Origin of the sequence: Candidatus Sphingomonas phytovorans, assembly GCA_029202385.1 — a bacterium.
Taxonomy (GTDB): domain Bacteria; phylum Pseudomonadota; class Alphaproteobacteria; order Sphingomonadales; family Sphingomonadaceae; genus Sphingomonas; species Sphingomonas phytovorans.
The window spans coordinates 2,014,869-2,038,778 of record CP119314.1 but is presented as its reverse complement, the minus strand read 5'-3'; the positions used below and the strand labels follow the sequence as shown (position 1 = coordinate 2,038,778).

The following is a 23,910-nucleotide window of genomic DNA, read 5'->3' as shown; positions in this document are numbered from 1 at the left end:
GCGGCCCGTATGGCGGGGATCATGCGCCGGCGGGGAGCCGGACGGTCTGCAATTGCAGATATTCGTCCAGCCCGTGCAGGCCGAATTCGACACCGATCCCGGATTGCTTGGCGCCGCCGAAGGGAATGTCGGGCGAGATCTTGGCATGGTGGTTCACCCATGCCGTTCCGCACTCCAGGCGCTGCGCGAGTTCCGCCGCGCGACCGACATCGGCCGACCAGACCGACCCGCCCAGGCCGTTCTCGCCGGCATTGGCGCGCGCCAACACGTCCTCCACGTCCGAATAACGGATGATCGGCAGCACCGGGCCGAACTGTTCCTCGTCAACGATGCGGTTACCGTCGGTTACGTCCACCACCACCGAGAGCGGGAAGAAATATCCGTCGCCCGCCAGCGGTTCGCCACCGGCGAGGAAGCGTCCGCCTTGAATCCGCGCGTCCTTTGCCAATGCACGGACGTAATCGAACTGACGCCGGTTCTGCACCGGGCCATATTGTGTGTCGGGATCGTCGCCCGGGCCGACCTTTGCCGCAGCCGCCAATGTGGCCAGCCGTTCGGCCAGCGCGTCGTGCAGGCTGTCATGGACATAGACGCGCTTGATCGCGGCGCAGATCTGCCCGCTGTTGCCAAACGCATGGGCGAAGATCTGTGGCGCGATCGTATCGACATCGGCGTCGGCCAGGACGATCGCGGCGTCATTGCCGCCAAGCTCAAGCGTCAGCCGTTTCAGATTGCCCGCGCCATCGCGCATGATCGCGCGGCCGGTGGGAGTGGAGCCGGTGAATACCACCTTGTTGATGTCCGGATGCCTGGCGATTCCGGAGCCGATCTCGACATCGCCGGTCACTACATTCCATACGCCGGCCGGCAGATGGCGATTGGCGATCTCCACCATGCGCAGCGTGGCGAGCGGCGTGTTGGGCGACGGCTTCAGCACCACCGTATTCCCGGCCAGCAGCGCAGGGATGACGTGCCAGATCGCGATCATCACCGGGAAGTTCCACGGCGTAATCGAGCCGACCACGCCGAGCGGGCGGCGATGGATTTCGATGCGGCCACCGTCCGGCTGATCGATCCGCTCGACAGGCGGACGGAAACCGGCGGTGGTGCGGATCCAGTAGATCGAGCCCTGGATTTCGCCGACCGCGGACCGCACCGGCTTGCCCTGCTCACGCGAGAGGAGTGCGGCGAGATCGTCGCATTCAGCCGCCAGCGCCTCGGCGAAACTGTTGAGCAATGTGGCGCGCTGATCGATCGGCAGTGCGGACCAGGCGGGAAAGGCAGCGCGCGCGGCGGCGACCGCGTGATCGAGATGCTCCACGGTTGCCAGCGGGCATTGCGCGAATTCGCGGCCGGTCGCCGGATCGATCACGGCGAAGGTTTCGACGCACGGCGATTCCCGGCCACCGATCGTCAGTTGAAAGGTCATCACTTTCTCCAGTGTCATGTTCAGCCGCGGCAGGTCCGCAACAGTGCCCGTCCGCCGCCAGCGAGCAGGCCGATATCGGTGCCCACCGAAATGAAGGCGAAGCCCTGCGCGGCGCGGGCCCGGGCGTCCTCCGCATCGAGCGCGAAGATGCCGGCAGGCTTGCCGCCGGCGTGGATCGCGGCAAAGGCGCGATCGATCGCTGCCTGCACCTCGGGTGCCCGCGGGTTGCCGAGATGGCCGAGCGATGCGGCGAGATCGGCCGGGCCGATGAACAGGCCGTCGACGCCGTCGACCGCCGCGATTTCATCGACCGCGGCCAGGGCCGTGCCGCTTTCGATCTGGACGATGATGCCGACGCGCTCGTGCGCCGTGGCGAGATAGTCGGCCTGCCCCCCGAAGCGCGAGGCGCGGCTGGTCGAGCTGGCAACGCCGCGTATTCCCCGTGGCGGGAAACGCGAGGCGGCGACGATCGCGCGTGCCTGCTCGGCGCTTTCGACCATCGGGATCAGCAAGGAGCCGAAACCGAGGTCGAGATATTGCTTGATGTTGACCGCATCGCCCGCTGGCGGCCGCGCGATGGCGTGGACGGGGTAGGGGGCGGTCGCCTGAAGCTGGGCAAGCAGCGTCTGCGCGGTATTGGGGGCGTGTTCGCCGTCGAACAGCAGCCAGTCGAAGCCCAGGGTCGCGCAGATCTCCGTTGTGTAGGGCGAGACGAGCGCTTGCCACAGACCGAGCCGGGCGCCGGGCGCCGAGTCGATCCATTCACGAAACGCGCTCATGCGAAGCGCACCGAAATCGCGCCGAGCGGACCGAAATCGACATGGAAGGTGTCGCCCGCGCGCGCCGGAACTGGCGCGGTGAAGCTGCCGCCGAGGATGATCTCGCCGGCCTCCAGCGTTTCGCCATAAGGGTGGAGTTTGTTGGCGAGCCAGGCGGGGCCGAGCGCCGGATGTCCGAGCACGGCGGCCGCCACGCCTGAATCCTCGATCACGCCGTTGCGGTAGATCAGCGCCGAGACCCAGCGCAGATCAACGTCACCGGGCCGGATCGGCCGCCCGCCAAGCACCAGCCCGGCATTGGCCGCGTTGTCCGAAATCGTATCGAACACCTTGCGCGTCGTACCGGAGGCGCGATCGATCTGTTCGATCCGCGCGTCGATGATCTCGATTGCCGGGACGATATAGTCCACCGCGTCGAGGACATCGAACAGCGTGCAGTCCGGCCCGCGCAGCGGTTGCTTCAGGCGGAAGGCGAGTTCCACCTCGACGCGCGGCAGGATGAAGCGTTCGACCGGAATGTCGCGCCCGTCGGGGAACAGCATGTCGTCGAGCAGCAGGCCATAGTCCGGCTCGTCGATATTGGATGAGCGCTGCATGGCGCGGCTGGTCAGCCCGATCTTGTGACCGATGGCCTTCCGCCCCTCGGCGATCTTGCGCCGGGTCCAGGCGCGCTGGACGGCATAGGCATCCTCGATCGTGATCTCGGGGTGGCGCAGCGAGAATTGCGTGATCTGGCTGCGGGTGCGTTCAGCCTCGTGCAGTTCGTCGGCGAGTTGCTCGATCAAGTCGGGAGAGAGAGCCATGGTTCAGGTCATTTCCGTGCAGTGAGGCGGTGGTGGATGGTGTTGTGCTTCCACCCTTCCGCTTCCTCGACATAGAGCGAGAGGGCGAGGGGGCGGTGTTCGAACAGATCGCCGAGGAATGCCTTCACCGCGTCGAACATCTGGTTGAAGAATGCCTGCTTGAACGCAGCATCGCGGCCCACCCCCATCTTCACGTCGATATTGATGAAGGCATCGTCTGCGCAATTGCCGTCGGCGATGACATAGTCGGTCAGCCGGATCGCACGCACCCGGATGCCGCCGACCGGGAACACGTCGCCCGAACGCTCGCGCATCTCGGCCGCGATCAGCGACAGCAGACCGCCAAGATCGAACGCGCCTTCCAAATTGGCGGTCCATTCGATGGTGGCATGTGCCATCACGCGATCTCCGACCGGCCGATCACGCAGCCGGTGCTGAAAATCGGGATCGGTCGATAGAAATCGATATGGCCCCTGCCGCCGGCAGCCGCGGCTGCGGCGATCAGCGTGCGGATTTCATACCCGCCCTGGCCGCCATCGGCATAGGTTTCCGCATCGGTGTAATCCGTCATCCGCGCCTCGTCGCCGGACGACCAGCGCTCGAGGAAATCGCGATCCCATGCCTCGTTGATCCGCCCGCTATCGGGTGTCGCCGGCCAGTGCGAGATGCCACCGGTCCCGACCAGCGCGATCCGCTGCGGAACCTTGTCGGCGGCGCGGCGCAGCGCGCGTCCGAAGGCGTAGGCGCGGTGCAAGGGGGTGAGGGGCGGCCCCTGGCAATTGATGTTGGCCGGGATCACCGTCAGCTCGTTCCCGGGATCCAGGAAATGCAGTGGCACCATGATGCCGTGGTCGAATTTCCATTCCTCGGCATAGGCGACGTCGACCGTCTGCTGGACCTCGGCGATCAAGCGGCGCGACAGGTCGGCGTCGCCACGGATGCGCTGGCGCGGGATGCGCAACCAGTCCGGATTCTCGATCGGGCCGTCATAGTGATCCGCCGCGCCGATCGCATAGGCCGGCATGTTGTTCATGAAGAAATTGGCGAAATGCTCCGCCGCGATGACGATCAGTACTTCAGCTCCTGTCGCGCAGATCGCCGTGCGCATCTCGCGAAAGGCCGCATAGAACGGGTCGCGCAACTCAGGCGGAGCGAGGTCGGCGCGGCCGGTGATTCCGGGACCGTGGCTGCAAATTCCGCTGAAGACGAGTGTCATACTCCAGCCACCTTCTCATCGATATCGGTTGTCATCGCATAGACTCCGGCACGGACCGGGCCATGTATCCGCACGCCGTCGCGCATCCGCTGGAGATAGTCGGACCATTCGATCTGGCTGAATGCGGCGAAATGCATCAGGATCTGTCCGTTGACCCCGAGCACGTAGAGCAGGCCGATGTCCGGCTCCAGGATGGCGGCACGTTCTTCCCCGGTCAGTTCGTAACGGTCGCTCACCGCCGCCGCATCACTGGTGAAGGCGGCTTGCAGGGATTGGTCGCGGTTCAGTTCGAAGAGCAGTTTCTGCAACTGGTAGAGGCTCATGGCTGCAACCCCACGCGATGGACGAGGCGCCCGACACGGTCGATTTCGCATGCCACTTCATCGCCTTCGCTGACGAAATGAACGCCGTGCGGCGTGCCGGTCAGGATCATGTCGCCGGGCGAAAGCGTCATGAAGGAGGAGAGATAGGCGATCAGTTCCGCGACCGGGAATACCATGTCGGCGGTCGCACCCGACTGGACTTTTGTCCCGTTGACCGTGGTGGAGAGCGCCAATGCCTGCGGATCGCCGACGTCCGCCGCGTCCACCACCCACGGGCCGAGCGGGGTCAGCGCGTCGCGGTTCTTCACGCGCAGATTCGGGCGGTAATAATTCTCCAGAAACTCGCGCACGGCATAGTCGCAGGCGATCGAGTAGCCGCTGACATGATCGAGCGCATCGCGCGCGGCGACATGCCGTGCCGTCCGCCCGATCACCGCGACCAGTTCGCACTCCGGGTGCATCTGATCGGCGTCGCGCGGCTTGGGCGAAACGCCGCCGTGGGCGACAAAGCCGTTCGGTCCCTTGAGGAAGACGAGCGGCTGCGACGGCGGCTTGAAGCCGAGTTCCGCCGAATGATCGGCGTAGTTCAATCCCAGCGCGAAGATCGTCGCGCCAGGTGTCGCCGGCGGCAGCAGCGTGATTTCGTCCCAGCGAACATGCGTTCCATTGGCGAGCGTGATCGCGGCCTCGTCCGATGTGACGACACCCCATTGCTCGTGTCCGGCATGGATCAGTCGGATGTGCTTCATGCTTGCTGTTCCGCGATGAGCGCGACCGTGAGCAGGGGAAACCCCTCGGCGATCACCTCGATAATCTCACCCGCGCGCGCGACCGGCGCGTCGCCGGCAATGCCGGACAGCAGAATATCGCCGGGCGCCAGCGTCATGAAGGTCGAAACGTCGCGATCGAGCGTCGCCGGATCGCGCACCAGTCGCGAGAGGTTCCAGCGATGCCGCTCCACACCGGCGATGCAGGTTATGATCTCCATTGTGGCGAGATTGGCGGGCATCGCGACTGCCGGGCCGAGTGGCAGGAAGCCGTCTCGGCAACGCTCGGCGATCGCTGGGCGATAGAAGCTGGCGTGTGGCACGAACAAGTCGATCGCCACCCGTGCGAGGGATTCACCGGCCATCGACCGCTCGATTGCGATAGTTGCGCCTACCGCAACTTCCGCAACATCGGCCGGTATCGTCACCACCGATCGGTTGGCGGCAAAACAATTGCGCGGCTTCACATAGAGAATCGGCGCGACGGGCGGCTTGCCATAGGGCGCCTGCGTCAGCGCCTCGGCCAGCTCTGCCAGGTGCGCGCGATCGTTCAATGCCACGCCATAGGCGGTTCCGCCGATCATGCTTTCCTCTCATCCCTCATGATGGAAGGCGTAATATTTAACATGATAAGCGTCAAGCCATGTCCACGGGGGCGCAGCACGTCAAATCGGTTTGACGGCGGCGATTTGGCGAGATACTTAACACGATAATCAATTGCGGAGTTGTCATGCAACCTGATCGTCGGAAGATCGCCATGGGGGCCATTGCCCCTTTCACCCAACAGCCGCTCGGCCACTTCGTCGATGGCGCGTCGGTCGCGGGCGAGGGGACATTGTTCCCGATCAACGACCCTTCGACCGGCGTGGTGCTGGGTGAGGCCCGCGATGCGAGCGAGGCCGAGTTGAACAGCGCGGTCGCGGCGGCGAAACGCGCTTTCCCGGGCTGGGCTGGAACCTCCGGCGAGAAGCGCAAGGCGATCCTGCACCGCGTGGCCGATCTGATCGAGGCGCGCGCGGAGGAAATCGCGGCGGTCGAGTGTCTCGACGCAGGTCAGGCGTGGCGCTTCATGTCCAAGGCGGCGTTGCGCGGTGCGGAGAACTTCCGCTTCTTCGCCGATCGCGCACCAGCCGCCGCCGATGGCCAGGCGCTTCCGACTGCGGAACACCTCAACTTCACGACGCGCTATCCGATCGGCCCGGTCGCGGTGATCACGCCGTGGAACACGCCTTTCATGCTCTCGACCTGGAAGATCGCGCCGGCGCTCGCGGCGGGTTGCACCGTCGTCCACAAGCCGGCGGAGTGGTCGCCTTATTCCGCGCGCCTGCTGGTGGAGATCGCGCACGAGGCGGGGCTGCCCGCCGGCGTGTTCAACTCGATCAACGGGCTGGGCGAGACGACTGGCCGCCGCCTGACCGAGCACCCCGATATCAAGGCGGTGGCGTTCGTGGGTGAATCGAAAACCGGCAGCGCGATCATGAAGCAGGGCGCGGATACGTTGAAGCGAGTCCATTTCGAACTGGGCGGCAAGAACCCGGTGGTGGTGTTCGACGACGCCGATCTCGATCGCGCGCTCGATGCGGTGGTGTTCATGATCTACTCGCTGAACGGCCAGCGCTGCACCTCGTCATCGCGTTTCCTCGTCCAGCGCTCGATCCACGACACGTTCGTCGCACGGCTGGCGGAGCGCGTGCGTCAGCTGAAGGTCGGCGACCCGTTCGACTCGGCAACCGAGGTTGGGCCGCTGATCCACGAGCGCCATCTCGCCAAGGTGTCGGGCTATGCCGATGTCGCGACCGCCGATGGCGCGACGATCGCGGTGGGGGGCAAGCGGCTGGCAGGCGGGGGCTATTTCTATTCGCCGACACTCTACACCAATGCCGATATCGAGATGCGGATCGCACGGGAGGAGATTTTCGGACCGGTTCTCACCGTCATCCCGTTCGAGGACGAGGCGGACGCGATCGCCAAGGCCAATGCGGTGGATTACGGTCTGGCTGCCTATATCTGGACTCGCGACCTAAGCCGCGCGCTGCGCGTGTCGAACGCGGTCGAAGCGGGCATGATCTGGGTCAATAGCGAGAATGTCCGCCACCTGCCGGCGCCGTTCGGCGGGATGAAGGCCAGCGGCATCGGGCGCGACGGGGGCGATTGGAGCTTCGACTTCTACATGGAGACGAAGAACGTCGCGCTCGCTACCGGCAACCACAAGATCCAGAGGCTGGGCGTCGATGCCTGACGCCTGACGTCTGTCGTGAAAGAGGGCGCGGTACGACGCCCCGAAATAATGGAGCGGATATGGAAATGTTCAGTGCCTATAGCTTGCCGACCCCGACATTCGACCCGGGATTGACGCAGGTGGGGCGCGGTACGCCGATGGGCGAATTGCTGCGTCGCTACTGGCACCCGGTGGCGGTGAGCGCCGATGCGTGCGAGACGCCGCGCATCGTCACCGCGCTGGGCGAACGCCTGGTGCTGTTCCGCGATGGCGAGGGACGGCCGGGGCTGCTCCATGAACGCTGCGCGCATCGTGGCACCTCGCTGTATTACGGCAAGGTCGATGGGCGCGGCATCCGCTGCTGCTATCATGGCTGGCTGTTCGACGTGAACGGCAAGTGCCTCGAACAACCGTGTGAGCCTGCGGGTGGAGCGCGGACGGCGTCGCGGGTGCGCCAGCCGGGCTATCCAGTGCAGGAACTCTATGGCCTGATCTTCGCCTATATGGGGCCGCCCGAGCATATGCCCGTTCTGCCGCGCTACGACGTGCTGGAGGAACTGGAGCCGGGCGAGTTCATCGAGGCTGACGATACCAGTCTGGGCAGCGGCGGTCCGGCAATCGTACCATGCAACTGGCTGCAGCATTTCGAGAATGTCATGGACCCGTTCCATGTGCCGATCCTGCACGGCAGCTTCAGCGGCAACCAGTTCGTCGCGCAGATGGCGCTGATGCCGGAGGTGGTGTTCGAGGAAACCGAGCGTGGCATCCAGAGCACGCAGGTCCGCGATCTCGGCGAAGGCAAGGTCCATCGCCGGATCACCGAGGCGGTGCTGCCCACCATTCGCGCGGTGGCCAATCCCCGTGCCGAGAATGTCGGGTCATGTTCGTTGCTCGGCTGGGTACTGCCGATCGACGACACCAGCTTTCGCATCTATTCCGCCGGGCGCGTGACGGAGAAAGGGGCGCTGGCCAGGATCCGGTCGCACTTCAACGGCAAGCTGTGGCACGACCTGACCGAGGAAGAGCATCGCGCACTGCCAGGCGACTATGAGGCGCAGGTGGGGCAGGGCGCGATCACCTTTCACTCCGAGGAACATCTCGTGACTTCCGACAAGGGGATCGGGCTGTTGCGCAGATATTATCGCCGGCAGATCGAACGCGTCGCGGCGGGCGACAACCCCGCCGGCACCCGGTTCGAAAACGCCGATCCGCTGGTCCGTCTCGCGGCGGGCACCGCAATCGTCGCGGTGAGCTGAACGGCGGTGGCGGAAATCACGCTTTCGCCCGGCCGGCCCGAGCCAAAAAGCTATGCCTATAGCTGGTATACGGCCGCCGTCCTGATGGTCGCCTATACCTTTTCGTTCCTCGATCGCCAGATCCTCAATCTGATGGTCGGGCCGATCAAGATGGACCTCCATCTGACGGATACGCAGTTCGCCCTGCTTACCGGCGGCGCGTTCGGTATTTTCTACACGGTGATGGGCCTGCCGATCGGTTGGCTCGCCGACCGCTATCCGCGCACGCGGATTATCGCCTGCGGCGTGGCATTGTGGAGCCTTGCCACGACCTGCTGCGCGTTCGCGCGCTCCTTTCCGATGCTGATGGCGGCGCGGATCGGCGTTGGGGTGGGGGAGGCGACGCTGTCGCCGTCCGCTTATTCGCTGCTCAGCAACAGTTTCGACAAGGCGCGATTGCCCCGCGCGATGAGCGTCTATTCGGTCGGCATCTATATCGGGGCTGGGCTGGCGCTGATCCTGGGTGGCTCGGTGGTGGAACTGGTCGCTCGGTCGCCGGATATGCATTTGCCGCTGATCGGGACGGTCCGGTCGTGGCACGCCGTCTTTCTGGTGATCGGTCCGCCGGGCTTGCTCGTCGCGCTATGGATCTCAACGCTGCGTGAACCGGCGCGGGATATCGATCATGCGGCGGTGGAGACCGGGAGATCCTTTTCGCTGGCGCGCATCGGGCGCTTTCTGGCGACCTGGCCGGCAATGTCGGTCTCGCTGTTTCTCGGATCGGCGATGCTGGCGATCATGAGCTACATGGACGCCTGGTATCCCGAACTGTTCATCCGGACGTTCCACTGGAACGCGGCGCAGACGGGGCACGTCAATGGTCTCGCATCGCTCACCGCCGGGCCGATTGGCATGTTGTCGGCGGGCTGGCTGTCCAGCCGGATGATCGCGCGTGGGCGAAGCGACGCCTGTCTTCGGCTCGCGTTGTATGCGGCGATCGGGCTGAGCGTCTTCGCCACCGCGATGCCTTTGATGCCGGATGCGACGACAATGGCAGCGATGCTCTGGCCGATCAAATTCCTCGGCGGTTTCGTGCCGGTGCTCATTCCGTCCGCCATCCAGATGGTCGCGCCCGGCAATATGCGGGCGCAGTTGAGCGCGGTGTTCGGCCTCACCGTGGGGATTCTCGCGGTGACGCTCGGTCCGGTCCTGCCGGCCCTGATCGGGGATTATATCCTGCATGACGAAAAGGCGTTGAACCTGTCGCTCGCCTTGGCGGCGGCGATCGTCGGCCCGGTTGCGACACTCTTGTTGTCGGTTGGTCTGAAGCAGTTCCGCTCCTGCCTGATGGCGATGCAGCACGAGGGAAGTGGCCCAGCCTGAGCCATATTGCTTCACTGTTGCAGCTTCGTGTCGCGGTTTGTTGTTTCGCTGCGCGCAACAAATCATCAAGCGCGTTGCATCCAGTGTGGATAAAAATAACATGTTATCTAATTCGATCTGGAGATGGGTTCAGCAACCTGGTCCGGACGATGTGTTGGGAGGGGAAAGGTGGGTAAGATGAAACAGACAGTTATGATGGCGGCATCCTCCGTGGCGATGGCAGTAGCGCTGGTAGCGACGCCAGCCGCTGCACGGGCTGCCGATGCCGTGCCCGCGGCTGATACCGACACCGCGAAACCCGCTGACGATAGCGGCATTCCCGATATCGTCGTCACCGCCAACAAGCGCGAGCAGCGGCTTCAGGAAACCCCGAGCAGTATCGGCGTGATCACCGCCGAAGATCTGACCAAGCGCCAGGTGACGAATATCGAGCAGGTCACGCGCAACGTCGCGGGCCTCAACGTCATCAATGCCGGGCCGGGGCAGAACACCCTGATGATCCGCGGCCTGGTTGGCGCGGGCGAATCCACCGTCGGTCTCTATTACGACAACATGCCAACCGCCGGCACCGGTGACAGCGCGACCAGCGCGGCTGGCCGCCAGACCGACTTCCTCGTCTATGACGTGCAGCGCGTCGAGGTGCTGCGCGGTCCGCAGAGTACGCTCTACGGCTCGTCGGCGCTGGCCGGCGTCGTCCGCGTGCTGTCCAACCCGGCGAAGCTGGGTGTGATGGAGGGACGCGTCGACGTCGAAGGCTCGCAGGTCGAGCATGGTGGGGCGGGCTATTCGGCCAAGGGCATGATCAACGTGCCGCTCGGCGATTCAGTCGCGTTCCGGCTTGTCGGCTACGGTGTCCACACGCCTGGCTTCATCGACAACAAGGCGTTCGGCAAGGACAACATCAACAGCGCGAATAGCTGGGGTTTTCGCTTGAACGGCCTCTACGAGCTCGGTGCGGATACGACCGCTACCACGCAGCTTTACGTGCAGGACCTGAAGTCCAACGGGCAACCCTATGAATGGTCGCGTCCGTCAGTGATCGGCGGCGTCACACTGCCGGCGGCGGGCGACCTCCAGTCCAGGACGCAGAGCCGGGAGCCGTATCACGATCGCTCGATCCTCGCCGGCCTGACGCTCGAGCATCGTTTCTCGAACATGACGCTGACATTTACGCAATCCTATCAGCGCCGCCGCAACGAGAGCTATACCGATCAGCAGGGGCTGCCGCTGTTCTTCGGCTTCCTCCAGAGCATTGGTGCCTTCCCGCAGATCACATTGCCGACTGCGATCACTTTCCGCTCGGCGCAGAAGTTGACGATGTGGAATTCCGAATTGCGGCTGGCGACGAGCTTCGACGGCCCATTCAACTTCATCGTCGGCGGCATCTACCAGAATCGCCGGACCCAGATCGACAACAGCTTTGTCGACGTCAACCTGCGCACCGGTTACTCTATTCCATCCGACCCCCTGTGGTATCGGCGCGCTGGCGATTTCAAGCTCGACCAATGGGCTGGTTTCGGTGAAGCGACGCTGAAGCTCTCCGACAAATTCTCGGTCCTTGGCGGCGTGCGCGTGTTCTCGAATACCCGCCACGATATCGCGACCTCGATCGTGCCGTTCCTGCGGCTCGGCTCGAACGGCGCGCCGGACGATGTGCGGAGCAAGGAAAGCAAGGCGATCTACAAGTTCGAGGCGGACTATAAGCCGACCAACGATGTCATGCTCTACGCCTCGGCGTCGCAGGGCTATCGCGCCGGCGGCACTATCGTCCGGGTCGTGCCGGAGTTGCCCGCGTCCTACGGCCCTGACTATACTTGGAACTTCGAGGCCGGCGCCAAGACCGACTGGTTCAACCGCGCATTGCAGGCGAACATCGCGCTGTATCGGATCAATTGGTACAATACGCAGATCTCGGGCGATTTCTTCAACGGGTCGTTCTCGGGTGTGCTCAATTGCTCGGGGCTGTGCGCCCGGTCGCAGGGCGTCGAGTTCGATCTGACCGCTCGGCCGGTGCACGGGCTTGAGCTGACTGCCAGCGGCACCGTGTTCAAGGCGAAGTGGCTGAAGGACCAGCCGGCGATTTCCGGCTCGCCGGTGGCCGGCACGCAGTTCGCCAATACCCCGACGTTCACGCTCAACGGCTCCGCGTCGTATAGCTGGGCGGTCGCGGGCGACAGTTCGCTCGAATTCCGGGTGGATGCGCAGCATCGCGGCAAATATGCCTTCATGGACTATCGCCCCGCCTACAACCTGATGGCGCCACAGGCGTTCACCCTGGTCAACGCAGCGCTGACCTTCGCCCACAAGAAGGACTGGACCGCGTCGTTGTTCGCACGGAACCTGTTCGACAAGCGGGCGCAGATCAACTCGATCGCCGATTCGGTGACGCCGTATCAGACGCTCGTCGCGCAGCCGCGCACGATCGGCGTGCAATTCGGTACGAAGTTCTGATCTGAAGTACCGGGCGGCCGTTGCGGTCGCCCGGTGCCGTGGCGAAAAACGAAGCCCTCGTCGCATATCGACGGGGGCTTTCGCTTTGCTATCCCACGGGGAAGTGGAAGCGTGAGTTGAGGCGCCGCGAGCACAGGCTGCAGCAACGCAGCAACGCATCGATCAGCGGGCGCGGCGGGCCTTGTTCGCCGAGTTCCGAGCTTGGGATCATCACCGTCACCACCGCCCGCAATTGTTCGTCCTGATCGAATACCGGCGCGGCCACCGCGCCGTGGCCCAGATTGAACTTGTCGCGTGTCCAGCAAACATAATGGCGCTGGATATCCGCGATCTGGACCATGAACTCATTGCGGTCGGCGATGCGGAAATTCGGCTCGCGCGCGCATAAATGGCCAAGCAATTTCTCCCGTCGCTCGCGCGACTGGAAGGCGAAGGCAATCCGGGCCGACGGCGAGTGCGGCAGGCTCAGCACCAGTCCCGGTTTCACGTCGATATGGATTGCCTGCGGCGCGGGGATCGATCGCACCACGACCGCGTCACCGCCGGCATCGGTGCATAGCAACACCGTCAATCCGACATCGCGCGCGAGCGCCACGATATACTCATCGAGCAGCGTGACGAGATCGAGCCTTCCGGCGGCGATATGACCCCAGCGCACCAGCCGCCAGCCAAGCTCATAACCGCGGCTGCCTTGCCGCCCGACCAGACCGAGCAGCTCGAGATTGGCGAGGTGGCGTGAGGCGCGTGATTTGGTGATGCCCAACATGGTCGCCACGTCTTGCACGCTGACCTTGCGGCCGCGTTCGGCGAGAAAGTCGATGATCGCGGTCGCGGTTGCGACCGCCTCGATCTTGCCGAGCCCCTCCGTTGGCGCTTGCCGGCGCGGATCGCGGTCATGGCTGTCGGGCAAAGTCTGTTGCGACATGCGCAACAAATAGATCATGTTGTTGCGCGTGTCGATACCGCGCGATAGCCCGGACTTAACAATTTTTGACGTTTCGGGGGAGGAGGAAGATGGCCAGTCCGGCACAGAATGAACGACTGACGCGCGTCGGCCCGGGAACGCCGATGGGTGAGCTGCTGCGCCGTTACTGGCATCCCTTCGCGGCGGCCGCTGAAATCGACGAACTCGGGATAAAGCCGGTCAAGCTGCTGGGCGAATCGCTCGTTGCGTTCCGCGCGGGCGACGGCGGCTACGGGCTGATCGACCGTCAATGTCCGCATCGCCGCGCCGACATGATGTTCGGCATCATCGAGGAAGACGGGCTGCGCTGCAGCTATCATGGCTGGTGTTTCGCCACCGATGGCAAATGCCTCCAGCAACCCTATGAAGATATCGCCAACCCCAAGGCGCGCTTCCGCGACAAGATCCGCACCAAGGCCTATCCCGTCGAGGAAAAGGCCGGGATGCTATGGGCCTATATGGGGCCGGGCCAGCCGCCGCTGGTGCCCAATTGGGAGCCGTTTACCTGGGACAACGGCTTTCGCCAGGTCGTCTATGCCGATGTGCCGTGCAACTGGTTCCAGTGCCAGGAAAACAGCCTGGACCCGGTGCACTTCGAATGGATGCACCGGAACTGGTCATCCCGCCTGTCGGGCGACGGCAGCTACGGGCCGAAGCACCTTGAGTTGAAGTTCGACGAATTCGAGTTCGGCCACATCTATCGCCGCGTCCGCGAGGATACCGACAAGGACAGCCAGCATTGGACGGTCGGTTCGACCGCCTTGTGGCCGAACGCCTTCTTCCTCGGCGATCATATCGAATGGCGCGTGCCGGTCGATGACGAGAACACGCTGAGCATCACCTGGATGTTCCACCGCGTGCCCGTCGCGCAGGAACCGTATGTCCAGCAGCGCGTGCCTTACTGGCGGGGGCCGGTGAAGGACGAACACGGCGAGTGGATCACCAGCCATGTGCTCAATCAGGACATTGTCGCCTGGGCCGGGCAGGGCGCGATCGCCGATCGCACCGAAGAGCATCTCGGGCAGAGCGATCTCGGCATCATCATGCTGCGGCGTTCGTTCGACGAGAATATGAAGGCGGTGGCGGAGGGCCGCGATCCCAAGGGGCTGATCCGCGATCCCGATCGCAACAAATGCGTCGAGCTTCCGATCAAGCATCGCGAGATCTTCACCACCTCGATGACGCTGGAGGAAAGCTGGGAGTTGGGGCGCAAGCTCGCCTATCGCTTCAACCAGCCGGATTACCCACATCAGGTGGGTCAACCTGATGAAATAAAACGCGAATTTCAACTCGCGATGGGGATGATCGCCGAGGACGCCGAACACACGATCTGACCGCTCCGGCGCGGGCGTTTGCAAAAAGCAGGAGAGTAACATGAAGCTGGGCACCATCAGGATCAACGGCAAGCCGACGGTGATCGCGCGCGTGACGGACGATAAGGCGGTCGCGCTCGAATATGCGTGGATGGAGGATCTGATCGAGGCCGGCAATGCCGGGCTGGACAGCGCCGCCGCCGCGATCGAGGCGGCCCTTGCCGGGCGCCTGCCGATCATCGGCCTTGCCGATGCCGACTGGATGGCGCCCAATCCGCGCCCGTCGAAGATTCTCGGTTGCGCCGTCAACAACAACAATCTCAACCAATATGCGGTCAAGCCGATGACCGCGCCGATGTTCTTCACCAAGGGGCGTTCGGCGCTCACCGGCCACAACAAGTCGATCGAGCTGCTCAAGGATCACGGCCAGTCGATCCCCGAGCCGGAGCCGGTGATCGTGTTCGGCAAGACGGCGAAGAACGTGCCGCCTGAAAAGGCGCTGGACTATGTGTTCGGCTACACGCTGACCAACGACGTCACCGCAAGCGGGGTGAAGTTCTCGCAGGATTCGATCGCGCTCAAGCAGCGTCCCGAAGTGATCAAGCCGCACCATCTGGCGTGGCGCCCAAAGTTCGAGGGCGGCGAGGACACCTATCTGCTGTTCATCTATCACAGCAAGTCGAAGGGGGCGGATACCTTCGCGGCGATGGGGCCGTGGTTGACGACCAAGGACGAGATTTCCGATCCCAACGCGCTGCGCGTGCGCGGCTATATCGACGGCGAATGCTATGCCGACGACAGCACCGCCAATTACTTCTTCCCGGTGGAGCGGGTGATTTCCGAAGCGAGCAAGTGGTTCACGATGGAGGTGGGCGATTGCCTGCACACCGGCACCGCGTCGAAGGGCACCGAAAAGCATCCGCGCGGCAATATCGGCACCTACCTCAATCTCTATGACGGCAAGTCGACCGATGTGGAGATTGACGGGCTCGGTCGCCTGTCGAACCGCATCTCGGTCGGTTCCTGAACCACCGCTTTTCTTCAAACATTGCGCGCAGGGGAATTATGGCCAGGATCGTGCTCGGAATCGGCTGCGCGCATACGCCGCAGCTTCATACGCAGGCGGAGGATTGGGATCTTCGCGGGGACCGTGATCGCAAGGACGGTGTGCCCTTGTGGTTCCACGGCAAGAAGATGACCTATGCCGAACTGGCGGCGGCGCGCGCGGATGAGAAACTGGGCGAGCGGCTTGCGATCGAAACGCGCCGCGCCGCGCTCGACGCATCGTTTGCGGCAATGGACACGCTTCACGCCCTGTTCCGGGAGGTCGACCCCGACGTGGTGGTGATGATCGGCAACGACCAGCACGAATTCTTCTCGGAGATCGTGCCGGCGTTCGCCGTGATCGCCGCCGACGAACTGCCCAACCTGCCACGCACGGCGGAGCAGAACGCGCGGCTGCCGATCGGGATCGAGCTTTCCGATCACGGCCATTTGCCCGATGCCCGCGTCGCCTTCCCTGGCAACCGCGCGCTTGGCCAGCATATCGCGCGGCATCTGGTGCGCGAGAGCGCGTTCGATGTGACGCTGTGCCATGAAAAGCCGACCGTACTGAACGACAGGTCGCTGATGTTCGGCCTGCCGCATGCCTACGGCTTCCTCTACAAGAATGTGATCCGCGATCACATGAAGCCGAATGTGCCGGTTGACGTGAATTGCTGGTATTTCGACAACAGCCCCTCCGCTGCGCGCTGCTACGCGTTCGGTGGCGCGGTCGCCCGCGCGATCGCGGCGTGGGATAGCGATGCACGTGTCGCGGTCCTCACCACGGGCGGCCTGACGCACTTCGTGGTCGATCCGGAATGGGATCGCCGCTTTTTGAACGCGCTGGCGAATGACGATGAGGCTGCCCTGTCAGCCATTCCACAGAATGAACTGATGGCCGGTACGTCGGAGTGCAAGAGTTGGATCGCCACCTCGGCGGCGATGCGGCACGCCGGGTTGACGATGCGCGAGATCGACTATCAGACGCTTTACCGCACCGAAGGCGGCACCGGATCGTCCTGTGCTTTCGTGGCGTGGCAATGACGATGGCGGCTAGCAATGCCCAGGTGGTGATCAGCGGCGCCGGTCCGGTCGGGCTGGTGGTGGCTCTGGATCTCGCGCGGCGCGGCGTGCGCTCGATCATTGTCGAGACCCGCAAGGCGGGCCAGCCGCCGAGCGTGAAGTGCAACCATGTCGCAGCACGCACGATGGAGGCGTTTCGCCGGCTGGGCTTTGCCGATGTGGTGCGCGATGCCGGCCTGCCGTCGGATTATCCCAATGACTGCGTCTATCGCACCAGCGTGACGCAGGGGCATGAGATCACTAGGATTCCGATCCCGGCACGGGCCGAGCGCTGGACCGATTTCACCGGGCCGGACACATGGTGGCCGACGCCTGAGCCCCCGCACCGGATCAACCAGATTTTTCTGGAGCCGCTGATCTTCGCGCAGGCGGCGACCAACCCGCTGATCACGATCCGCACGGAAACCGAACTGCTCGATGCGACGCAGGATGCGGACGGCGTCACCGTGACGGTGCGCGATCTGGCCAGTGGTACCATCGAAACGCTGACCGCGCTCTATCTGGTCGGTTGCGACGGCGGACGGTCGCGCGTGCGCTCGATCATCGGCGCTGAACTGTCGGGCGATGCGGTCGTCCAGCGCGTGCAATCGACCTATATCCGCGCCCCGCGTCTTCTGGAGATGATGCGCGGCCGGCCCGGCTGGATGAACCTGTCGCTGAATGCGCGCCGTTCCGGCAATACGGTGGCGATCGACGGGCGCGAGACCTGGCTGATCCACAACTATCTCTATGAGCATGAAGAAGATTTCGATGCGATCGATCGCGATGCGTCGATCCGCACCATCCTCGGCGTGGACGATGATTTCGACTTCGAGGTGATCAGCAAGGAGGACTGGATCGGTCGCCGGCTGGTGGCCGACAAGTTCCGCGACCGCCGCATCTTCATCTGCGGTGACAGCGCGCATCTGTGGGTGCCTTATGCCGGCTTCGGCATGAACGCCGGGATCGCCGATGCGATGAACCTGACGTGGCTGCTCGCGGCGACGCTGAACGGCTGGGGCGGGGAGCATCTGCTCGACGCTTATGAGGGCGAGCGGCTGCCGATTACCGAGCAGGTATCGCATTTCGCGATGAACCACGCGCTGAGCGCGATCGCGCATCGTCGCGCGGTGCCGGAAGCAGTCGAGCTTGATGGCCCCGAAGGCGAAGCAGCGCGCGCGGCGCTGGGGCAGCAGGTCTATGCGTTGAACGTTCAGCAATATTGCTGCGGCGGACTCAACTTCGGCTATTTCTATCCGGATTCTCCGATCATTTCCTATGATGGGGAAGATCAGCCTGCCTATTCGATGGCTCATTTCGAGCAATCGACCGTGCCGGGATGCCGCACGCCGCATTTCTGGCGGCGCAATGGCAACTCCGCCTATGACGACTTCGGGCAAGACTATACGGTGCTGCGGTTCGATCCGTCGGTCGACGTGACCGCGCTGGAGACGGCGGCAGCCACCGTCGGGATGCCGCTGATTGTGATCGATGTCGCTGACGACGAGCGCACCGGTGTCTATCGCCACAATCTGCTGCTTTCCCGGCCGGACCTGCATGTCGGGTGGCGGGGGAACGCGCTGCCTGACGATGTCACGGCGCTGGTAGACCGGTTGCGCGGCGCGGCGGCATAAGGAGCGACCCATGAAACTGGTGACTTTTCGCAATCGGCAGGGACATGCTCGCCCCGGCGCGCTGACCGGCGATGGCCGGGTGTTCGACATTGCCGCTGCCACGGCGTGCGACGGCGGCGAGATGCTGGGCGATATGATCGCGGTGATCACCGCCGGTCGTGCCGGCCTGGCGCGGATCGCCGGGTTGATGGAGAGCGGCGAGACGATCGCGCTCGACGAGGTTCAGCTTCTCGCGCCGCTTCCCCGACCGACGCAGATCCGCGATTGCGGCAATTACGAAAAGCACGTCCGTCAGGCGATCGCCGCGGCGATGCAGCTTCGCGCCAACGCAACCCCTGATCCGGCCGCGACGCTGGAGAAGTTCCGCGCCGCCGGCCTGTTCGAGATTCCGCCGGTGTGGTTCGAGCAGCCGCTCTATTACAAAGGCAACCCGATGACCGTCATCGGGCCGGACGCCGAGGTGATCCGGCCGCGCACCGCGAAGCTGATGGATTATGAGCTGGAGCTGGCGATCGTCATCGGTGGCCCGGCGCGTGATCTGACGCCTGAAAACGCGCTCGACGCGGTGTTCGGCTATACGATCTTCAATGATTTCTCAGCCCGCGACATTCAGTCGCGCGAAACGCAATTCCGTTTCGGCCCGGCCAAGGGCAAGGATTTCGATACCGGCAACGCAATCGGCCCATGCATCGTCACTGCAGATGAGATAGCCGATCCCGAAGCGCTGACCATGATCGCCCGAGTCAATGGCGAGGAGCGCGTCCGAACTATTTCGGGGGGCGGGCAGCATTCGATCGTCGATACGATCGCCTATATCTCGCGCGACGAAACGCTCCATCCGGGGGATCTGATCGCGCTGGGTACCGTGGGCGACGGGTGCGGCTATGAAAGCCTGACCTTTCTCGACGATGGCGACGTGGTCGAACTGGAGGTCGAGGGCATCGGCGTTCTGCGCAACCGGCTGAAAGGCCATGCCGGCTGACCGGCCGGTGCTGTTGTCCTATTTGCCATGGCCCCAGTTTGTGCGATGTCGAACATGATGTCTGATGAGATTAGTGGCCTGCCGCCCTATCGGCATTCAATCGCCGGCTTGCTGCTTGCGGCGCGTGAGGCAACCATGGCGCCGATCCGGCCGGAGTTGCGTGCGGCGGACGTGACCGAGCAGCAATGGCGCGTGTTGCGCGTGCTGAGTGACGAAGGGCCACTGGATATCGCAACGCTGGCCACCAGCGCGATGCTGCACGGTCCGAGCGTCACGCGCATCCTGAAGGAACTGGGCGAGCGCGATCTGATCGCACGCGACGTCGATCCGCAGGACAAGCGCCGCTCGATCATCGCTATCACCGATGTCGGACGAGCGCTGGTGTCCAGGACAGCGGAACACACGCGCCTGTTGGTCCAGGGTTATCAGGAAGCGTTCGGCAAGGAACGTCTCGGGCTGCTGATGAAGGAACTCTCTGCGTTCCACGCGGCGCTTCAGCAATTCGCGCCCGACGAACAGAATCGCGAGCAATCCGCCGCCGCCGGGCGCGGCAAGGACTGACCTGGTTTCCGCGGATTTTCGCGCGGGCATCGCATTTTCCACAGGCGAGAAGCGGGGGCGAGGCTTTCCCCGGCATCCGTAATATGTGCTGCGGATCACTGGATTCATTTGCCGAGGGACGTGCTGAAACAGGGATAGTGATTGCGTCGCCAAGACCAATTCTGTATCGTATTGCGATACTAAGTTTCGTATTGCGTGCCGATTATTGCGACCAGTTTTAGCGATGATGCGCCGGGCGATAGAGAAAGCAGGAGAGGCTGATGACTGGTAGCGCGATCGACGGTGGCGACGCCGCACGGGAGGCGGAGGCCTATCCGCGCGGCGTGCGGCCATGGCTGCTGTTGTCCTATCTGACGTTGCTGTTCGCCCTGTCGTTCGTCGATCGCAACATGATGCGATCAATGGTCGACCCGATCCGTGCTTCGCTGGACATCAGCGACGTGCAGATCAGTCTGCTAGAGGGCGCCGCCTTTGCCGTGCTCTACAGTCTGGCGTGCATCCCGATGGGGTTCGCCGCGGATCGCTTCAGCCGGCGTTCGTTGCTCGGCGTCGCGGTGGTCGGCTGGTCGGGCATGACGATGTTATCGGGCTTCGCCTCCTCCTACCGGATGCTGTTCGCCAGCCGGATGGGGCTGGGGATCGGGGAGGCCGCGCTCCAGCCGTGCGCCATGTCGATGATCCGGGACAGTTTTCCGCCGCGCCGCCGGGCATGGCCGCTCGCGATCTATACGACCGCGCCCCTGGTCGGCTCAGCGCTGGCGCTGGTCATCGGCGGTGCGCTTTACGGGTTTGCGAAATCCGGCGGCGCGCGCGGCATCCCTATTCTCGGTAGCATCGAGCCATGGCAGTTCGCGATGGTCATCCCTGGCCTTGTCGGGCTGTGCCTTGGCTGCCTGATCTTCCTCTTCCGCGAGCCGCGCCGGGTCGATGTTGACGTGACCGCCGGAAGCGGGCCGGGGATGAAAGATTCGCTGCGCCATATGCGCGGCAACGCGAAGCTTTACTTTCTGGTGTTCGGCGCGGCGGTCCTCTGGTCACTGGCCAATACCGGGTGGAGCGCGTGGCTTGCCCCGGCGATCGAGCGCCAGCATCATTTGCCGCCGGAAGTGGTCGGGCCAACGGCCGGGACGATCGCCCTTATCTGCTCGGCCATCGGATCGCTGGGAGCTGGGTTTCTGATCGATCGCCGATCGCTGGCGGGGGACCGCGACGCCATCCTCAAGATATCGATCGCGCTTCAGGCGCTGCAGATCGTGCCGGTGATCGGCATGTTCCTGGTGCAGGGGACGACGGGCGTGTGGATCTGCCTCGCGCTGGCGAATCTGCTGATCGGATCGATGCCGATCGCTGCCTTCGCGATCATCACCGAGATCACGCCAGGCTACCACATCGGCAAGATCATTGCCCTGTTCAACCTCGCGCAGAATTTCCTCGGCCAGACGATCGGATCGAGCGTCTTCGCCTTCATCGGTGAGCGGGTGATTGGTGGTCCGCTCGGCATCGTCTGGGCGATTGTCGCCTGCTATCCGGTCATCATGCTGCTCTCGCTGCTGCTCAGCGCGATGCTGATGCGCGCGCGCCGGCGCTTCTTCGCCGCGCACGAGGCATAGCTTTCCGCCACTAACTAACGAGGTGGCCCCGGTGCGCTCGCGCGGATGGGGCTGCCCATAATCCGCCGCGACGCGTCAGGGTCCGGCCCGCCCGTCATCGAGGCGATATCCTGGATCGGCGCTAGCGCCTGGACCGGCCGAGCGCGGCTGATAGTGCCTGCCGCCCTTTCCGCAACTCACGGCGTGATCCGCTTCCCAAAAAGAAAGCCCGGTGCGGCAGGGCCGAACCGGGCTTCCAGGAACAATGCGTTAGCGCCCGTCAGGCGGGATCGCCCAGCGGGTTGGGCGGTACCGGCACTGGCGAGGGCACGAACGGGTGGATCAGCGCCCATGGGCTGGGCATTTCGCCGACCTTCACGGCAATCAGCGCCGGGCCACCGCGCTCCTTCGCCGCGCGCAGCGCGCTGCGGAGACCATCGGGCGAATCCGTGATCACGGTCGGCAAGCCGTAAGCGCGGCCGAGCAGTTCGAAATCCGGGCTGGCGACGTCGGTGCCGAACTCGGCGCCGAACACGCGGCGCTGGATGCGCTGCACATTGCCGAACTTGCCGTCGACGAACACGACGATCGACGCATTCAGGCCGTCGCGCGCAAGCGTCGCCAGTTCCTGCATTCCCCAACTGAAGCCGCCGTCGCCGTTGAGCGAGACGACGCGCCGATCGGGATTGCCGTGGGCGGCACCCAGCGCGGTGTTGAAGCCGTACCCCAGCGTGCCCTGATAACCCGGCGTGATGAAGGAGTGCGGGCCGTATACGGGGAAGCCGATGTTCGAATAATAGCCGACCTGGGTCAGTTCGCTGACGAGGATATCGTCATCGGCCATCGTCTCGCGCAGCGCCTGCACATAATCATGCTGCGGCCGGATCGCGCTGACCTGCTGCGCGACCCATTGCTTGACCTTGGCGATACGATCGCCCGCCGACGGGGCCTGCCCCGTGCCGATCGCGTCGAGCAGCGCGCGGGCGCCCTCCTGCACATCGCCCTCAAGCTGGATTCCCTCAGCGCGCGGCGCGCCCATGTGGTTGGGAGTGGTGTTGAGATAGATATAGGTCACGCCGTCGCGCTTGTCGGTCGGCTGCGCGGTGCCGTCGAGGAAGCGGCTGCCCGCGACCAGCACGACATCGGCATGCGGCAATACCGCACGGCCGCCCAGCGCGATCAACGCGAGCGGGTGGCGATCATCGATCAGGCCTCGACCGGCCTCGCTCATCACCACCGGCGCCTGCAGCCGCTCCGCGAGCGCTTGAATCTCGGCGGTGGCACCACTCGCCACCGCGCCGCCGCCGGCGCAGATCACCGGATGGCGCGCGCCGGCCAGGGCTTGTGCGGCGCGTGCGATCGCGTCGGCGGCCGGAGCCTTGCGAACCCGTTCGGCGCGCGGCAGCAGCGACACCATGCCGGTCGCCTGAAGCACGTCGGGCGGCACCTCCAGCGCGACCGGGCGCGGCGTGCCCGATCGCAACTGGACGAACGCCTCATGGACGAGCCCGGGAATCTCCGCCGGGGTCCTGGCGATGCCGTGCCACTTGGTCATCGACTTGAGCACGCCGCTCTGATCCGGGATTTCGTGCAACATGCCGTGGCCGGCGCCGATCGTGCTGCTGGGGATCTGGCCAACGAGGAACAGCACCGGTGCGTTGCAGGCATAAGCGGTCGCGATGCCCGACAGCGCATTGAGCATGCCGGGGCCCGGGACGACCATGCACACCGCCTCGCGGCCCGTGGTGCGGGCATAGCCGTCCGCCATATAGGAGGTCGCCTGTTCGTGACGCGGGACGATCATACGCAATTCGTCCGAGCGCTGGCGGATCGCATCCACCGCCCAATCGAGCTGGATGCCCGGGATCGCGAAAATGTCCTTCGCGCCTTCCACGATCAATTGCCCAACCAGCGCCTGACCGCCCGTCATTTTCACTGCACCACCGTCTGCTGTTTCACTCATGCGAATTGCCTCCATTCGTTTAACATGTTATGTTTCTTTCGCGACTTTGGCAAGGGTGAGTGACCCGGGGAAGGTCGCGCTGGCCGCGACAGAAGACATCTGGGTTGAGCCGGCGCGTCGTTTCTTTCCCGTATGGCCACTCCTTTCCGCCATTGGAGACGCGCATAAGGGTCTTTCTCAAACAGGTGCGGATT

The 23,910-nt window shown here is 64.2% G+C and carries 21 protein-coding genes; 11 read left to right on the top strand and 10 right to left on the bottom strand.

The genetic code is table 11. From position 1 onward, the window contains the following. Positions 1-19: 19 nt before the first annotated feature. The 8 genes from P0Y59_09410 to P0Y59_09375 are packed head-to-tail and all read right to left on the bottom strand — an operon-like array spanning position 20 to position 5,901. A complete protein-coding gene (locus P0Y59_09410) occupies positions 20-1,429 on the bottom strand; it encodes an aldehyde dehydrogenase family protein (protein ID WEK01873.1) in 1,410 nt (469 codons plus the stop codon). Positions 1,430-1,449: 20 nt separating this feature from the next. Then, positions 1,450-2,208 carry an HpcH/HpaI aldolase/citrate lyase family protein gene (locus tag P0Y59_09405; protein ID WEK01872.1) on the bottom strand — a complete coding sequence of 253 codons (759 nt, stop codon included), beginning with the start codon at positions 2,206-2,208 and terminating at the stop codon, positions 1,450-1,452. After that, the gene (gene hpaH, locus P0Y59_09400) at positions 2,205-3,011 is read right to left on the bottom strand and encodes a 2-oxo-hepta-3-ene-1,7-dioic acid hydratase (protein WEK01871.1); all 807 of its coding nucleotides are present in this window, start codon (positions 3,009-3,011) and stop codon (positions 2,205-2,207) included. Before hpaH ends, P0Y59_09405 begins: the two co-directional genes overlap by 4 nt. An 8-nt stretch (positions 3,012-3,019) precedes the next feature. Beyond that, on the bottom strand, positions 3,020-3,409 hold the full coding sequence (locus P0Y59_09395; GenBank protein WEK01870.1) for a 5-carboxymethyl-2-hydroxymuconate isomerase: 390 nt from the start codon (positions 3,407-3,409) through the stop codon (positions 3,020-3,022). Further along, the gene (locus tag P0Y59_09390) at positions 3,409-4,227 is read right to left on the bottom strand and encodes an extradiol ring-cleavage dioxygenase (GenBank protein WEK01869.1); all 819 of its coding nucleotides are present in this window, start codon (positions 4,225-4,227) and stop codon (positions 3,409-3,411) included. The genes P0Y59_09395 and P0Y59_09390 overlap by 1 nt, the downstream gene beginning before the upstream one ends. Further along, on the bottom strand, positions 4,224-4,550 hold the full coding sequence (locus tag P0Y59_09385; GenBank protein WEK01868.1) for an aromatic ring-opening dioxygenase subunit LigA: 327 nt from the start codon (positions 4,548-4,550) through the stop codon (positions 4,224-4,226). Before P0Y59_09385 ends, P0Y59_09390 begins: the two co-directional genes overlap by 4 nt. After that, positions 4,547-5,299, bottom strand: coding sequence for a fumarylacetoacetate hydrolase family protein (locus P0Y59_09380; protein WEK01867.1), 753 nt, complete (start codon positions 5,297-5,299; stop codon positions 4,547-4,549). The genes P0Y59_09385 and P0Y59_09380 overlap by 4 nt, the downstream gene beginning before the upstream one ends. After that, entirely contained in the window at positions 5,296-5,901 is a 606-nt protein-coding gene (locus P0Y59_09375) for a fumarylacetoacetate hydrolase family protein (protein ID WEK01866.1), read from the bottom strand. Before P0Y59_09375 ends, P0Y59_09380 begins: the two co-directional genes overlap by 4 nt. 146 nt (positions 5,902-6,047) lie before the next feature. Here P0Y59_09375 and hpaE point away from each other — a divergent pair, with 146 nt between their 5' ends. From hpaE to P0Y59_09355, 4 genes are all read left to right on the top strand, one after another. Continuing rightward, positions 6,048-7,556, top strand: a complete 1,509-nt coding sequence (gene hpaE, locus P0Y59_09370; GenBank protein ID WEK01865.1) for a 5-carboxymethyl-2-hydroxymuconate semialdehyde dehydrogenase — start codon at positions 6,048-6,050, stop codon at positions 7,554-7,556. A 59-nt stretch (positions 7,557-7,615) separates the two neighbouring features. Then, positions 7,616-8,791: an aromatic ring-hydroxylating dioxygenase subunit alpha gene (locus P0Y59_09365; GenBank protein ID WEK01864.1), complete on the top strand. Its 1,176-nt coding sequence runs from the start codon at positions 7,616-7,618 to the stop codon at positions 8,789-8,791. 6 nt (positions 8,792-8,797) lie between these two features. Beyond that, positions 8,798-10,153 (top strand): MFS transporter, encoded by a 1,356-nt coding sequence (locus P0Y59_09360; protein ID WEK01863.1) that lies wholly within the window; start codon positions 8,798-8,800, stop codon positions 10,151-10,153. 177 nt (positions 10,154-10,330) lie between these two features. After that, positions 10,331-12,604 carry a TonB-dependent receptor gene (locus P0Y59_09355; protein ID WEK01862.1) on the top strand — a complete coding sequence of 758 codons (2,274 nt, stop codon included), beginning with the start codon at positions 10,331-10,333 and terminating at the stop codon, positions 12,602-12,604. Between the two features lie 88 nt (positions 12,605-12,692). Here the strand turns inward: P0Y59_09355 and P0Y59_09350 are convergent, their stop codons facing one another. Next, a complete protein-coding gene (locus tag P0Y59_09350) occupies positions 12,693-13,547 on the bottom strand; it encodes an IclR family transcriptional regulator C-terminal domain-containing protein (GenBank protein WEK01861.1) in 855 nt (284 codons plus the stop codon). Positions 13,548-13,618: 71 nt separating this feature from the next. Here P0Y59_09350 and P0Y59_09345 point away from each other — a divergent pair, with 71 nt between their 5' ends. From P0Y59_09345 to P0Y59_09315, 7 genes are all read left to right on the top strand, one after another. Beyond that, a complete protein-coding gene (locus P0Y59_09345) occupies positions 13,619-14,902 on the top strand; it encodes an aromatic ring-hydroxylating dioxygenase subunit alpha (protein WEK01860.1) in 1,284 nt (427 codons plus the stop codon). A 40-nt stretch (positions 14,903-14,942) separates the two neighbouring features. Continuing rightward, complete coding sequence (locus P0Y59_09340) at positions 14,943-15,908, top strand: fumarylacetoacetate hydrolase family protein (GenBank protein ID WEK01859.1); 966 nt, start codon at positions 14,943-14,945, stop codon at positions 15,906-15,908. A 38-nt stretch (positions 15,909-15,946) separates the two neighbouring features. Further along, positions 15,947-16,969, top strand: coding sequence for a protocatechuate 3,4-dioxygenase (locus P0Y59_09335; GenBank protein ID WEK01858.1), 1,023 nt, complete (start codon positions 15,947-15,949; stop codon positions 16,967-16,969). After that, positions 16,966-18,621, top strand: a complete 1,656-nt coding sequence (locus tag P0Y59_09330) for an FAD-dependent oxidoreductase (GenBank protein ID WEK01857.1) — start codon at positions 16,966-16,968, stop codon at positions 18,619-18,621. The genes P0Y59_09335 and P0Y59_09330 overlap by 4 nt, the downstream gene beginning before the upstream one ends. Positions 18,622-18,631: 10 nt before the next feature. Further along, positions 18,632-19,603 carry a fumarylacetoacetate hydrolase family protein gene (locus P0Y59_09325; protein WEK01856.1) on the top strand — a complete coding sequence of 324 codons (972 nt, stop codon included), beginning with the start codon at positions 18,632-18,634 and terminating at the stop codon, positions 19,601-19,603. A 57-nt stretch (positions 19,604-19,660) separates the two neighbouring features. Then, a complete protein-coding gene (locus P0Y59_09320; GenBank protein WEK01855.1) occupies positions 19,661-20,164 on the top strand; it encodes a MarR family transcriptional regulator in 504 nt (167 codons plus the stop codon). 260 nt (positions 20,165-20,424) lie between these two features. After that, on the top strand, positions 20,425-21,774 hold the full coding sequence (locus P0Y59_09315) for an MFS transporter (protein WEK01854.1): 1,350 nt from the start codon (positions 20,425-20,427) through the stop codon (positions 21,772-21,774). 259 nt (positions 21,775-22,033) lie between these two features. Here P0Y59_09315 and P0Y59_09310 read toward each other — a convergent pair whose 3' ends face one another. Further along, positions 22,034-23,716 (bottom strand): thiamine pyrophosphate-binding protein, encoded by a 1,683-nt coding sequence (locus tag P0Y59_09310; protein WEK01853.1) that lies wholly within the window; start codon positions 23,714-23,716, stop codon positions 22,034-22,036. Positions 23,717-23,910 lie beyond the last annotated feature (194 nt).